The 14,370-nt window shown below is 56.0% G+C and carries 9 protein-coding genes; 3 read left to right on the top strand and 6 right to left on the bottom strand.

The window, feature by feature from the left end; genetic code table 11:
- Positions 1–2: 2 nt before the first annotated feature.
- The 4 genes from Pla100_RS17625 to Pla100_RS17640 all read right to left on the bottom strand — a co-directional run bounded on the left by Pla100_RS17625 (position 3) and on the right by Pla100_RS17640 (position 6,925).
- Entirely contained in the window at positions 3–1,010 is a 1,008-nt protein-coding gene (locus tag Pla100_RS17625) for a leucine-rich repeat domain-containing protein (RefSeq protein WP_146579009.1), read from the bottom strand.
- 245 nt (positions 1,011–1,255) lie between these two features.
- Positions 1,256–4,384 (bottom strand): tetratricopeptide repeat protein, encoded by a 3,129-nt coding sequence (locus Pla100_RS17630; RefSeq protein ID WP_146579010.1) that lies wholly within the window; start codon positions 4,382–4,384, stop codon positions 1,256–1,258.
- 136 nt (positions 4,385–4,520) lie between these two features.
- Positions 4,521–5,810 carry a 6-phosphofructokinase gene (locus Pla100_RS17635; protein WP_146579011.1) on the bottom strand — a complete coding sequence of 430 codons (1,290 nt, stop codon included), beginning with the start codon at positions 5,808–5,810 and terminating at the stop codon, positions 4,521–4,523.
- A gap of 143 nt (positions 5,811–5,953) precedes the next feature.
- The gene (locus tag Pla100_RS17640; protein WP_146579012.1) at positions 5,954–6,925 is read right to left on the bottom strand and encodes a sugar phosphate isomerase/epimerase family protein; all 972 of its coding nucleotides are present in this window, start codon (positions 6,923–6,925) and stop codon (positions 5,954–5,956) included.
- Between the two features lie 85 nt (positions 6,926–7,010).
- On the opposite strand from Pla100_RS17640, the gene Pla100_RS17645 reads away from it, so the two are divergent.
- The 3 genes from Pla100_RS17645 to Pla100_RS17655 are packed head-to-tail and all read left to right on the top strand — an operon-like array spanning position 7,011 to position 13,627.
- Positions 7,011–10,118, top strand: a complete 3,108-nt coding sequence (locus tag Pla100_RS17645; RefSeq protein ID WP_146579013.1) for a hypothetical protein — start codon at positions 7,011–7,013, stop codon at positions 10,116–10,118.
- Complete coding sequence (locus Pla100_RS17650; RefSeq protein WP_146579014.1) at positions 10,115–12,685, top strand: type IA DNA topoisomerase; 2,571 nt, start codon at positions 10,115–10,117, stop codon at positions 12,683–12,685. Before Pla100_RS17645 ends, Pla100_RS17650 begins: the two co-directional genes overlap by 4 nt.
- A gap of 45 nt (positions 12,686–12,730) precedes the next feature.
- On the top strand, positions 12,731–13,627 hold the full coding sequence (locus Pla100_RS17655) for a phosphatidylserine decarboxylase (protein WP_146579015.1): 897 nt from the start codon (positions 12,731–12,733) through the stop codon (positions 13,625–13,627).
- Here the strand turns inward: Pla100_RS17655 and Pla100_RS17660 are convergent.
- Together Pla100_RS17660 and Pla100_RS31680 are read right to left on the bottom strand one after the other, a co-directional pair.
- Positions 13,615–13,842: a hypothetical protein gene (locus Pla100_RS17660; protein ID WP_197168043.1), complete on the bottom strand. Its 228-nt coding sequence runs from the start codon at positions 13,840–13,842 to the stop codon at positions 13,615–13,617. The genes Pla100_RS17655 and Pla100_RS17660 overlap by 13 nt on opposite strands.
- Positions 13,817–14,362, bottom strand: a complete 546-nt coding sequence (locus Pla100_RS31680) for an NAD(P)-dependent alcohol dehydrogenase (protein ID WP_231603165.1) — start codon at positions 14,360–14,362, stop codon at positions 13,817–13,819. The genes Pla100_RS17660 and Pla100_RS31680 overlap by 26 nt, the downstream gene beginning before the upstream one ends.
- Positions 14,363–14,370 lie beyond the last annotated feature (8 nt).

Raw genomic sequence — 14,370 nt, forward strand, 5'->3', positions numbered from 1 at the left:
CGTTAATGTTGATGTGATTGCGGGTCGCGGTCGTGGTGCTTTTGGTTGATGTGGATGTGCAACTCAGGATGGTTGCGAAACACCCACTCCCATCCCGCATCGGTGACGGCAGAATCGTCCAGGTACAACGATTCCAAATGGGGTAGTTCGGCCAAAACCTTGACTCCGTCATCGGTCACCGGAACACCAATCAAATGCAGGCCGCGGAGTTTAGTCAACTCAGCGATCGCGCGGCAGCAATCGTTGGTCAAGTTTTTTGATCCCAGGCGAAGCTGTTTGAGTTTCGGAATTTCCGCCAGCGAGCGAATCCCTTCATTGGTCAGTTCGCTGTGGGGAAGATTGATCAACCACAGTTCACGGCACTGCAACAACGGCTTTAGGTTTTCGTCGGTGATCGGTGACAACCTTAACCGCACGTGTTCCAAATCGGGCAGCTCGGCGATTCTTGCCAGTCCCTCGCCGGTGACGATGCCCTGATCGATCAAGACGGTGTCGACCTTCGGATAATCCTGCCAGGCCGGCGGGTCAAAGTTGATTCGTTTGCCAGCTTCGTCGTAGATCGGATCTTTCGCTTGATCCTGATCTTGGTCATTTGCGGGCGGTGGATCGTCTTTCGCTGCAAGCGCTTCTTGTTTGGCTTTCCGAAGGGTTTCGATCGGCAGCGATGACAACATCGCGTCGTCGACGACGTAATCGGCAACATACAGCCGCGTTTGCTTGCCACCGAGGATATCTTGAATCTCTTGACCGAACCGAACCGAAGCTGAAAGCGCCAGCGGTTTGGGGGCGACCAAGGGACTGGGCGACGTCCACCGCCATGCGGCGAAACCAAGCAAGAAAATCAGACCGGCCAACACGAACCATTTCGCTTTGCCGATTGATTTAAGTCGAACTGCCAGAGACCGCCGGACGGGTGCGTCGGGAGAATCTCCCATGTCATCGCTCGATACATCCACCTCTGAATGGGGTGCTGAATCGTCCGGATCGGCGTCGGATGGTGTGTCGGTCATGTGCGGTACGTATTTCTAAGCATCGGGGTGCCGCAAGGCGAACACCCCGATGCTCAGTGGGTTTTGTTGAGAAACTACTCTGCCGAGACGATTGACCCAGTAACCTTCGCGGCAGGATCGTCGTTTCCGACGCGTGTGAGCCATTCGGCGAACACGACGTATGAGAAGCCATTCCCGCAAACGGCAACCCAACAACAAAAACCTTTTGAGTTCGAGTGTGGGTTATCAATTGCGATAAGCGGGTGTCAACGTGGTTTCGACAGTTTTTGAAATCTTTGAAGTTGTTCGTGTAGGTGCCATTGGCTAGGGTCGTCCAAAAGGCAGCCTTTTTCAATCATCCAGGCTTCTTCGGGGCGATCCGATCGGGCCAATATTTCGGCCAGTGTATCACGGTAAATCGCACTGTCAGGCTCTAACGCGACGGCTCGACGTGCTAATTCAAGTGCTCGTTCAAGGGAATGGTGGTTCATCGCGGATGCCCACGCGACGTTGTTGGCGATCATCGCATCAGCTGGAAAGAGCTGCAAATGTTCTTCGGCCGCTTCGAGAATGTTGTTAACGAATTGATCGGCGACCTCGTCAAGAGAGGCTTGTCGCAGTAACGGTAAGATCGACTCTGCCGTGGTGATGTCCATCCGATCAAGACGTTGCAGATGTTTCACTTGTTTCACGAGGCGGTCGTCGGAAATGCGTGTGACACCGTCAGGACCATTTAAACGTTCGGCCAAATCAATCTCCAATCGTTCACGCGAGATCAAACGCGGATAGATCAAATAGATCTGCGGGCGATACTCGAACGTGGTCAACATGCCTGCGAAAGCGATATCAAACCAATCGACGGCCGCGCGGCGAAGTTCTTGATCGCCAGGCGGCAATGAAGTTGGCCGCTGATCAGGCTCGAGGCGTACCGCCGATTCCGTTCGATCGATCGCGCGTTTGGTCGCCTTGATCGTGAAACCCTGAAAGCTACGAGCGAGGTCGATCAATGTTTGCGATGGTTCCGATGAGATTGCGGTCATCAATAGCAACGTCTGGTAGATCGACTTGGCTTGTTCGAATTGCCCCAACTCCGCGAGCGTGTCGGCGATGTGCTGTCGCACGTTTGTCGATGGCGTGCAAGCCATTGCATTGAGATCCAAAATCAACTGATTGGCGGATTGTTGATCGCCCCGGTCCATGGCCAAACGAACTTGACCTGCGATCGCATCAATGCCCGTCACCACCTTATCGCGAAAACGCGAGTCCTCATCGCTTTGTGGCGTTGCCACGATGTCCCATATCTTTTCAAACGATTGATTGAGCGCTTCGTCTGAAACCGACGACGCGAAGCGATACTCTTGAGCGAGCCGATACATCGCGTCGAGGTCACCCGTCGACGCACGACGTCGTAACAACGGTTCGGCCAAATCAGGACGACCGTAGGCCACAAACAAGTCGCTCCACACTCGGTTGTGAGGCTGAAAGAATGCGTCGAGCTGAGCGTCTTGATTGACCCGCCGACGCAACGAACCGTCGCGGAGACTTTGAGCGAGAATTGGAATCCAATCGGCATGTTCTTGCCGATCGGATTGGTCGCCTCGTGCGATCTCGCATGCGGTTCGAAACGCATCTTGTGGCGTCAAATGCGGCGCATGGGATCGAACCAAGTCCGAGAGAATCATGAGGACTTGATAATCATCAATGATCGAGATCCGAGCGATGAGACTTTGGCTAACCAACGACGGTTCCGTTTCCCAATCGCGAAACCCCAGCCGAATGATCCAGTCGGTCCGATTGGTCATCATCAACGACAACAGCACGTAGTCACGAACCAAGTACGTGCTCGAGCTCGTGCCACGTCGGCACGAGAGGCCTTCGATCGATAAACGGTCGGCGATCCGCCAAGCCGCATCATCACGTCCGACGGACAAAAAGAATCGCATCAAGGCAAATAACGATTCGACTTCGGGAGCTAGGCCGGTGGAGGAACGCGCCAATGCATTACGAACCGTGTTCGGGTCGATCGAACCGTTGTCCTCAAACAATTGACGCTGCGCTTCGATGGCGGCGTCGATGCGTTCTGCTAAACCGGTGTCGGTTTGCCGCATCTCAAAATCGAGCAGCTCAATCGCTCGTTGGGATTTCGAAGCGGAAGATGCGATCATCGCCGCATCGCCGGGGTCATCGATCTGCACCCACCGGATCGCTTCCTCGAGATAGCCGTGAATCAACAACGTCCGCCAAGCCAACGCGCGGGTTTCGGCGGCCAAATCGATTGGTTCGATGTCTTCAGTTGCTTCGGGCCGTGACGATCGATCGGGTGAAGGAGTCCTGGGCTCCGGAAGCGACAACCCCTCCACCGCTTGCCGTTCCAACTGCACGTCGTCACACCGGCTGGCGGCGATCAATGCGTCTGACCAATGCTCGATCGCTTCGGTCCATGTTTCAATCGTCTTGGGTTTTTGTTCGAACTCGCGAGCCGCGTGGGCGGAATCTTCGGCCAATTCTTTCCATTGCGAGCCGATCATGCGGACGATGCGTGTGAGCGACATTGATTTCGCCGCATCTTCTCGCGTTTGCGCCGGTTGTCTTTCATCTAAAGCCGGCTCGGATCGCATCCGAGCGTCGGCTTCTTCAGCGATCTGCAATGCCGTGTCCGCATCGCCGTCAAGCATCGCCAATAGGCATCGAGTCGGTTCCGACCGGGAGTGTGGCCACGATTGCATCCGCTCTTGGAAGGCTTGTTCATGGGCTTCCGCGCCGATTAGGTTCGCCCAATCCCGTCGACAGACCGCGAGTTCTTTCGTCGTGGCCGCCACGTTTAAGAACTCAAACAAATCGTGTTCGCGACCCGATCGCAGCGCTCGCCGCGCATAAACAGGAAATCGAACGTCGAGAGTGATTGCCACGCGAGTCGTGATCGTTTCAAAATCCAACGTGCCGATGGACTCACTCATCGCGATGGTTGCCGAAGCGAAGTCGGCCGTTTCCAGCAGTAGCTCGATCGCTTCGACGGGTTCCAACTGTGCCAGACGTTGAATCATCTCGGGTGAGGTTTCGGCAAAGATCCCCCGTCGCCAACGATCCTGCACCCAACGGGCGCGTTCGGCGGTTTCCAAATCATCGCTACGGATTGCTTCGAGCACGGCGTCGCGATAACGATCACGATCTTGCCAAAGTTCCACGGTCGATCGCCGACGGATCGAGAAATCCGTATTGCTCAGGGCGGTCGGCTCCCATGAGGTGGGCATGTCCGCTGATGCGGGAGCCCCACCACTGGACTGGTCTTCCTCTGCGGCGGAAGACTGCCCCACGCTTCCCAACCACGAGACGATCATCAGGATGATCGTGCCGATCCAAAGCCGTCTTTTGGGCTGGGGTTGCGGGTTATTCATATTCTGTCTGTTGATGATTGCTGGGAAATCAAAATCTTCACGCCCTCATCATAACCCAATCCGGCCGTCCCAGCGCCTTGGCGATGCAGCACCTTGGCGATGCCGTGCATTGGCGATGCCGTGCCTTGACGATCGTTCAGCTATCGATGCAAGTTTCCAGGAACCTTGCCAAACGATGGAAGTCGGAGTTTTGTTCGATAAAGCGAACTTTCGTGACGAGCGTTTGAGGATCGACGAGTTCTTCGAACGGAACGAAGTGAAGATCGAATTGTCCTGAGACGGATACCATCACGCCGTTGAGTTTCTCTTCGACGAGCGCCCGATAGGCACCGACACCCAATTGTGAACCCAACATCACATCGTAGGCTTGGGGCGGGGCGCAACGGGCTTCGTAGCCGAGTTGCAGTCCGTTGACCTTGCGATTTTTCCCCGTCCGTTCGGTGTAGCGTGCGGCGAGTAATCCGGACACCAAAGCCGATAGGTTGATCGAAGAAATATTGATGTGTCCGTGGTCATCGCGGTCGATGCCTTCGAGATACTTCGCCGGCAAGAACTCCGCCATACCTTCGGCGATCACGATCGTGCCGTAGGGACGACCTTCGCGTTCACGTGCGAGCATCATGTCGACCATGCGATCGATGACACGTTCGAGCGCCATCACTTTACGTGTTTCACCGGTTTCTCGGTTGACAACCTCTTCTTCGGCCAACGCGCCAGTAATGTCTTCGACGCTGAGCACCATGCTCGCTTCGCCGGCGATCGCGGCACCGTACGCCAACCAACCGGCACTGCGTCCCATCGCTTCGCAGAGGAAATAAGCTCGTCCGGCGGCCGCGTCGAAGTTGAGATTGCGGATTTCCTCGGCCAGTGTTTCGACGGCCGTAAAGAAACCGAACGTGAAGTCGATTCCGGAATAATCGTTGTCGATCGTCTTGGGCAAATGAATGACCGGGAAACGTCGTGCGTCGCCGGGCAGATTGTCTTGAAACATCTTGAGTTTGTTGGCGGTCTTGAGCGTGTCGTCACCGCCGATGGAAATCAACGCATCGATTTCCAGTGAACATAAACCTTCGTAGACGCGGCGGAGCGGTGCAACCAGTTCGGGGTCCTTGAGATGTTCGGGGCTGCTGACGTGTTTGCCCGGGTTGGTGCGGGCGGTGCCGATCATGATCCCCCGACTGCTGCGGGCGTGAGTGAGTGTATCATGCGTGAACCGCATGTAGTCGTCGCCTTCACGGAGCGGGCCGGCGGCGGTGTATTCCGCCAAGCGGCTGTAACCGTGCTTGATCCCGAACACCTGAGCGCCTTCTTCGAGGAACGAAAAAGCCGCCGTGCTGATGACCGCGTTGGCCGCCGGGGCCGGGCCGCCGGCAAACAGGATCGCGACGCGTTTGATGTCCAAATTATGATGAGCCAACTCAGCCACGGTGACACTTTAGTTGAAGGGAAAACGAGCGGGACCGTCGAGGCGTTTGTCGAGGTGCTTCCCCGACCCAAGTGTCCCCGGACGAGCGGTTATTCTAAGCAATTCGCACCGCCCGCCAAGGTAGCTCGTTCGACAAGGTTCTTTCATAGGCTTTTGAGATACTGGACGCTTTGGGCTAGCTCCCCGATCGCGTTGTCTTCGGGCATATCCGCTCGCCCCACGACGAACGGGCCTCGATAGGGTATGTCCTCGAGTTGACCGATCAACGAGGGAAAATCGGCGGTGCCCTGTCCGACGGGGACGGCGATCCCACGACCGGCCGACAAATCCAACACTCCATCGACGGCATTGACGATCCGAATCCGGTCGCCTAACGCCCTGACGGCGGCCGGAACGCTGAACCGATTGATGATCAATTGGCCGGGATTGAGGGCGACCGCGACATAGGACTCGGCACTCGTGTCGACCAGTTCGGCCAGGTACTCGCCCGGTTCGGTACCCGTTTCGGCCGCGAAGAACGCGCCGACCTTTGCCCCATAGCGGCCCAAATCTTCCAGCACCGCTCGCATCGTGTTCCAGCGTGGATCGACCGGTTCGTCGTTTTTCGGCGACGCGCCCGACGGGGTGCGACCACCGGACTGGATCGACGCTGCCCAAGCGGCGGCCTGCTCGACACTGAGCCCCTCCGGCGGCATCTGACCGGAGATCATCGAACCAGAGATTCGAGGCGAACTAGCCGAGGATTCTTTCCGTTGGGGCGGTCGGGGCACCGGACCGATCTGGTTGACCACCAGGGGAGCACCGAGCCGATAAGCCGTCCGCATCGCCATCTTGGTCGCGTCGACTCGCCGATCCAGATCTTCGATTCGATCAAAGCCGTGCCGGGTCGGAAAGCGGATCGATACGATTTGCAAATTCAAATCGTCCAGGATTTTCCGCAAGGTTCGCACGCCGGTGTCCGATAACTCCGATACGTCGATGAGTCTGCGCCCGCATAGTTCCACGCCGCTGGCACCCATGGAGGCGACCAGGGTGAGTGCCTTTCGCAACGAAACGGCATTGGCTCGGACTCCGTGAATCGAATCGAGTCGGACGGCAATTTTCAGTTCAGCCATTTTATTTTCCAAATAGAACGAAGGCGTCGACGTCCACCGAACAACTCGGCAAGTCCATCACACGTTTTCTCTCGTTCGAGCTATCATGTTTCCGACTTTGTCCGGACCGAACAAGTGGCCTGGGGCTTTCCGACAAGGCCCCCGAGTTGATCGACCAATCGTTCGCGTCGTATTCCTTTCGCTGATCGGGTGGTCTTGGTTCGGATGGTCGCCCACCGGATGGTCGATCAAGACCGGGCCGCTGCAGGCTTCAGCTCAGCGGACGCAAAGTGCAGGAACGACGAGCACTTCCCCATTAAACTCGAACGTTCGACCAGAGCGTCGACCTGAAGAGGGGCGGGACAGCGAGGTCACGTCCGGCACCTCCCCCCGGCAACCGCTCCCGACGCCAATCATCCCGATCCCCTCGACGGTTCTGGAACTGACCGGTCCGGCGGGGTTAAGGACGTATCGCTGGGATTTCTCTCGCGTTGCCGATCGGGACTTTGATCGCTGGCCCGACGACTTCGAGCGACGCAAAGCGACCGGGTTCCCTGAATACGTCGCCGTCGACATTCGGCCACGAGACCCTCAATTCGAAGCCGAGATCCTAAAATTCGATACTTCGTTGGTGTTGCAATGGCCGGCGATTCGCGACCTATTTAAGTCGGTTGCGGTGGTTCCCGATCTGCCGTCGTTGCCGCCATCGCTGGCTGACTACATGATCGATCGCTGTTTGGAAGTGCGACTGGACGGTGGTCAAGCGGCCGTCATCACTCCGCCGCTTCCGACCAGTTCGACCTATCAATACCGGTTCAGTGTCGACATCAAGACTGAACGCCTTGTGCATGATCGGGTCTTTGCCGAAGTACACTTTACGGATGCCTACGGCAGGTCGTTGCGGTCGGCCCGAACCCCCATGATCACTCAAACTAGAGGTTGGCAAACCGTTTCGATCGAGAAGTTGCTTCCACCTGTCGGCGCGGTGAGCATGAAGGTCCAGTTAAACGTCTTCGGTAGTGAGGATGGACTCGAAGACATTCGTGGTACGATCGCGTTTGACAACATACTCTTCGAGCAATTCCCGCAGATGAAAGTGGCAACCGATCGCCCATTCGGTTTGTATCGGAAGGGTGACACTGTCTCTACGATCACGTACTTGCTCGGACTTCCGGAGGAAACTGCCGACGTACGTCTGCGACTTCTCGATCACGACGGCAAGGAAATCCGAACAACCCGAAAGCAACTCGTTCCGATGTCACCTCCGGAGAGCTCGGTCTCGTTTGATTGGGAACTCAACGGTCTTCCACCGGGGTTCTACCGCCTCACCGCAGCGATGGAGAATGAAGACGGTGTTTCGCTCGCCAACGAAACCTCATTTGCCATCATCGACCGCCTGACAAACGACCCGCGCGAGTGGTCGCCAAAGAGTCAGCCAGAGGAGACGTTGGTCGGAGGTTTGCCGCTGAACTCGTCCAATTCGATAGCCGAGTTGCCGAACGAAATGCTGCCTTTCGGTTGGTCGTTGCCGGCCAGTTTGATACGAAAGCACGAAGACGGCGAAGTTTCCGAGAAAACAATCGCGGGCTGGCTGCGAGACATCGGCATTGGTTATGCGAAAATGCCCGTGTGGTACGCCCCCGAAGCGACCGATTCAGCCGACAAGGTCGCTAGTTTGGCTTTACGATTGCAAGACAGCGGGATCGAACCGATCGGTGTTCTCGATGAACCACCCGCCGAAAACATCGAGCACTATCGATTGCGAGAACGCGGCGAAACCGGTGCGGCTGCTTACCTTCATGATCCGACGATCTGGAAAAGCCAACTCGAAACGATCATGAATCGCATGACATTTCGCATCAAGAAATGGCAACTCGGCGGCGATGACGACTACAGTTTTCAAGGCCGCGCTGACCTGGCCACCAAGATCAGCGAGATCGGCGGCGAGCTGCAGGGATTTGGCCAACCGCTTGAGATGGCGATCGCGTGGCCTTGGATGGATTTCCCACCGGAGGTCTCCGGCGATGCATGGAAAAGCGTGCATCGAGAAATCAGTGAACCGCTCACCGCCGACGAACTCGATGCGATGCTCGATCAAGAAGCTCAGCGACAACCTCGCCGATCGGGTGAGCGTTGGATGTCACTCAACCCATTACCCAAAGATCGTTACGAGCGAGATGATCGGATCATCGACCTGATTCTGCGAATGGCCACCATCCGCGGACACGATGTCGATGCGGCATTCGCCACCAAACCGCTCGATACGAAATATTCACTCGTATCGGCCGACGGACATCCCGAAGAGCTCCTCTTGCCGTGGCGAACAGCGAGTCTTCTCCTTGGAAGGACTCGTAATATCGGCTCGCTTCAGCTGCGGCGTGAATCGATGAACATTGTTTTTCGGGGACCACACTTCTCGATGCTCTTGATCTGGGCCAACACTCCTCGAACCGAGCGTTTGTTTCTTGGCGACGACGCCTATCAAATCGACGTTTGGGGTCGACGAACAGATATTCCTACCGAGCAGATCGACAACCGCTTGGTTCATCGTATCGAAGTCGAGCCGGTGCCAAAGTTCATCGTCGGCATCGATCCGGCGCTGGCCGAGTTTCGGATGTCAGTGACCGTCGACCAGCAACGCATCGATGCTCTCTTGGGCCGCGAGCAGCCCGTGACGGTTCGATACGCTAACCCGATCGGCCAGATCCTCAATGGAACGATCAATCTGGAGACACCTCCCCAATGGCGAGTCGCACCGGCGAGCCAAACGTGGGATTTGAACGCCAATCAGGCCTCCGCGAGCAATTTCACGGTAACGCTCAGCAATGACGCGACGATCGGTCACTTCGAACTTCCGATCGACTTCACCTTCGCGACCAACCCGCCTACGACAATCCGCGTCTACCGTAAAATCGATGTCGGGCCGGAAGGTTTCGAATTGAACGTCACAACACGGTTGATCAATGACCGATTGCTAGTCAAAATTCAGATGATCAACAAAACTAACCGCCCCGCCAATTTTGATTGCCTGTTGTTTGCCGGAGCGAGTCGTCAATATGAACGTCGAATCATGGTTTTGCCGCCCGGTGGTACGATTGATCGCAACATCGAATGGAACAATGGTTCCGAACTGATAGGGAAACAAATGCTGTTGCGGGCGATCGAACAAGATGGTGATCGAGTCATCAATCACACTTTCGAAGTCACGCCGTGAAGGTCGTCCTCGCCGAGAAACCGTCTGTCGCTCGCGATTTGGCTGCGTTCCTCAAGGCCCGAACGCGAAATGATGGCTATCTCGAAGGACAAGGTTACCAGATCACTTGGGCATTCGGTCATTTGGTCGAATTGCAGGAACCGGGTGATTATGATCCGACCCTGAAACGATGGACGCTCGAATCACTGCCTTTCATTCCCGATGAATTTCGCCTGCGACTGCGCGGCGACGACGGAGCGAAAAAGCAGTTTGCGATCGTCAAACGCCTTTTCAAAGCGGCCGATTCCATCATCTGTGCGACCGACGCCGGGCGTGAAGGCGAACTGATCTTTCGGTACATCCTTTCGTTATCCGGTTGCACCGGCAAATCAGTTCAACGCTTATGGCTCAGTTCGTTGACGCCCTCCGCGATCGCCTCCGCCTTCGCATCGATGCGCCCGATTTCGCAGTACGATCATCTTTTCGCCGCCGCCCAGTGCCGCAGCCAAGCTGATTGGATCGTCGGACTCAACGCGACACGCCATTACACTCTTTGCTATCGAATCAACAACCGTGGCCGAGACGATACCTCGCCAAGTTCGAGATCGAAGGGGCGGGGCGGGACGGGACTGTTGTGGAGCCTAGGTCGGGTGCAGACACCCGTGCTCGCCATGATCGTCCGACGTGACGACGAGATCCGCACGTTCGTACCGCAATCATTTTGGGAATTAAAGACGGTTTACCGCGATGTTACCTTTCTTTACACCGGAGACCGATTCGATCAAGCCGGTGAAGCGGAGCAACTCGCACGCAAAGCCGCCGAACATTGGATCGTTATCCAGAAGATCCAGAGTCACAACGAAAAGTCTCAACCGCCTCAGCTATACGATTTGACCGAACTCCAACGGGACATCAACCGGCGATTCGGGTTTTCCGCCGCCGATACATTGGCCGCCGCTCAGTCGCTTTACGAGGCCAAGTTAATCACCTACCCACGAACCGACTCGCGGTATCTGACGAAGGACATGCGAAAGGAAGTGCCCAAGACGTTCGAACAACTTCGGACATTGCGTCCCAAGGAGATTGGAAAACTCAAGTTGAATGCCTTGCCGTTCTCGAGCCGAATCGTTAACGACGCCAAGATCACCGATCACCACGCTATTATCCCCACCGGCAATTCTCCCGGCGGGCTGAGCGATCGGCAACAAAAGGTCTATGACGCGATCCTGACCCGATTCATTGCGGCGTTCTATCCTGAATGCCAAAAGGAAATCACGACCGTCGATGCGGTCGCCGGCGAGATTCCGTTCCGTGCCCGAGGCGTGCGTGTCGTGGTCGCCGGATGGACCGAACTGTACCCTCCAACGGCGAAAGCACGCCCAAAGGCGACGGACCTCCGAAAGCCGACGGCGGGCGATGACGGCGAGTCGCAATCACTTCCCGAATTCAAGTCGAACGAGACCGGTCCGCATCAACCACACGTCAAGTCCGGGCAGACCACCCCGCCGAAACACTTCACCGAGAACACGCTGCTCGGAGCGATGGACACCGCTGGTAAATTGATCGGCAAACGGGACGACGAAGCCGAACTGCGCGAAGCACTCCGCGATAAAGGCTTGGGCACGCCTGCGACGCGCGCCGCGACGATCGAAACTCTGTTGCAACGACAATATATCCGCCGCGAGAAGAAGAACATCGTGGCCAGCGATCTGGGACGCTACCTGATCGCGATCGTTCGTGACCGCAACCTGACATCGCCGGAACTCACCGGACAATGGGAAGCCAAACTAAAGCAGGTCGAGGCGGGAAAACATTCGGCCAAGGTCTTCATGCAAGAGATCGCTCAGTACACTCGCGAGATTGTAAACTCACACGAGAACGATCGACTAGATCATGAAACGTACGGCCCTTGTCCACGATGTGGTAAACGAGTCGTCAAAGGCAATCGAGCGTTCGGCTGTTCAGCTTGGAGAGACGGCTGTTCGTTTGTGTTGGAGCCGGACTATCGTGGCTACCATCTCTCCACCGAACAACTGCGGCAACTTCTGCAATGGGGCGCGATCAACGTGCCGATCCGACTCGACGGCGGCGATCCCTGCTTGTTGAGTCTGTCGCCCACCGGGGCGGTCGTCGAAATCCCACTTCCCAAAGGCGACGAACAAAATCGCACCGAATCAGGTGTTAAAGATCAAAAATCTGGGACCCATTCCGGCTCGAGAAATTCTTCTCAGTCGAAGCTATCGCCTCCCGCAAACTCATCGCCTCGCGCAAAGCCATCGCCTCGCGCAAAACCATCGCCCCCGAAAACCGAACTCGCCGTGTCCGACGCGGGCGAGTTTGGCCTTTGCCCGTTGTGTCGCAGCTCTGTGATCGAAACCGCGAAAGCGTTCAGCTGTAGCCGGTGGCGTGAAGGCTGTGGCTTGACGATTTGGAAAACGATCTCCGGCAAGAAAATCAGCCCCGCGACAGCCAGGAAGTTACTTCAAACCGGACAGACCGCCAAACTGAAAGGTTTCAAGTCAAAGTCTGGAAAGAAGTTCGACGCAAAACTGAAACTGGTTGACGGGAAGGTGGAGTTCGAGTTCTAACACGGACAAGATCGTTGTCCCCTACACAAACCTTGTTGAATTGCTTTGGATCAAATCGTTTTCTACGACCGCTACGCCGATCGAACCTGTGTCGAAAAAGTCTATGGTGACAAGGCTCTGCGATGGACTTACGGAACACTTGCCGGTCGAGTCTCGTTGAACACGGTCGTCAAGCGAGCGTTGTTCTCGCATTGGTATGGTTGGAAGATGGATCGCCCGAGCACGCGAACAAAGATCGCCCCATTCATCAGCGACTACGATCTTGATCCGAGCGAGTTCCAACGCGAGGTCGACGAGTTTGCTAACTTCAATGAGTTTTTCTATCGCAAGCTCAAGCCCGAAGCACGCCCGGTTGATTCTGATCCTGCGTCGATCGTCTTTCCCGCCGATGGACGTCATTTATGTGTTCCTGACTTATCGGCTTGCGATGGCTTGTTCGTCAAAGGCGAGATGTTTGACTTAGCAACGTTGGTTGACGATCCGGCGCTTACCGAACAGTTTGCCGGAGGCAGTCTTCTGCTATCGCGGTTGTGTCCGGTTGATTATCACCGCTTTCATTTTCCCATCGCGGGTGTCCCCGGCTCAACTCGTCTGATCAATGGCCCACTCTTTTCAGTCAACCCGATCGCGCTGTGCCAAAACATCCATATTTTGTCGACCAATAAACGATGTCTTACCGAAGTTCAAACGGAGTCGCTCGGGATGGTGCTCGTGATGGAAATCGGCGCGACCTGTGTGGGCGGGATTTGCCAGACCTTTGCTGAAAATCATCCGGTCGAAAAAGGAAGTGAGAAAGGCTACTTTCGCTTCGGTGGTTCCTCGACGATCACGATCTTTCAACGAGGCCGAGTTCGGTTCGATCAAGATCTAGTCGACAACTCATCGATCCACCGCGAACTCTACGCACGCGTCGGAGACCGCATGGGTGCTCAAATGATCTGACTGATGTCGTGACCAAAGGTCGGAAAGGCGAACAGTGTTGATCGGACATCCGACGCCGTCAAACCATGCCGGATCGCCATGGCAAACAGGTTAATCGTTTCCTCCGCGACCGGTCCGAGCAGATGGGCGCCCAAGATTAGATCAGTCTGCGGATCGATCAGTATCTTGTAGGCGGCAAATGAGGGTCGGTCATCTTGTTGCAGTGTGAAGGTCACCTTCCTGGGATACCACCACGACTTTGCCTCGATCAACACCGGACTCCACTCGTCGGTGGGCTTCGGCCAATCGTGACATCGGGAACCGGCTGTCAATCGTAATCGTCAATTGATCGCGTTGATAAAGGGATACGAGTTCGCGTAGATCGTCGGCTGAAGATTGTGCCAACATCACCGTTCCGGATTTTGATAACGGCCACGTTAAGACCGTCATCAACATGCCTTTCACATCGGGTTCGGTTGAAACGTAACGACCGTGCGGCAGCAACACGTCTTTTGCGTCCCAGTAGCCCGACTTACCGGCGGCGTCGAAGATGACATTCCATCGTTCATCGGATTGAATGAAATCCACTTTCTCGTAATCGTAAAAATGGTCCGCGCCGAGTGACCGGCAAAACGATTCATTGTCGCCACTGGCAACCGCGTCAACGTGACACCCGTAAGCCTTGGCGATCTGGACCGCGAACATGCCAACGCCGCCACTGGCACCGTTGATCAAAACTCGGTCACCGCGTTTCATTCGCCCGT

Source organism: Neorhodopirellula pilleata, assembly GCF_007859915.1.
GTDB lineage: Bacteria > Planctomycetota > Planctomycetia > Pirellulales > Pirellulaceae > Rhodopirellula > Rhodopirellula pilleata.

Coding starts and splice junctions, on each gene's coding strand:
- Pla100_RS17625 (WP_146579009.1), bottom strand. CDS start 1,010: ATGACCGACACACCATCCGACGCCGATCCGGACGATTCAGCACCCCAT.
- Pla100_RS17630 (WP_146579010.1), bottom strand. CDS start 4,384: ATGAATAACCCGCAACCCCAGCCCAAAAGACGGCTTTGGATCGGCACG.
- Pla100_RS17640 (WP_146579012.1), bottom strand. CDS start 6,925: ATGGCTGAACTGAAAATTGCCGTCCGACTCGATTCGATTCACGGAGTC.
- Pla100_RS17645 (WP_146579013.1), top strand. CDS start 7,011: ATGTTTCCGACTTTGTCCGGACCGAACAAGTGGCCTGGGGCTTTCCGA.
- Pla100_RS31680 (WP_231603165.1), bottom strand. CDS start 14,362: ATGAAACGCGGTGACCGAGTTTTGATCAACGGTGCCAGTGGCGGCGTT.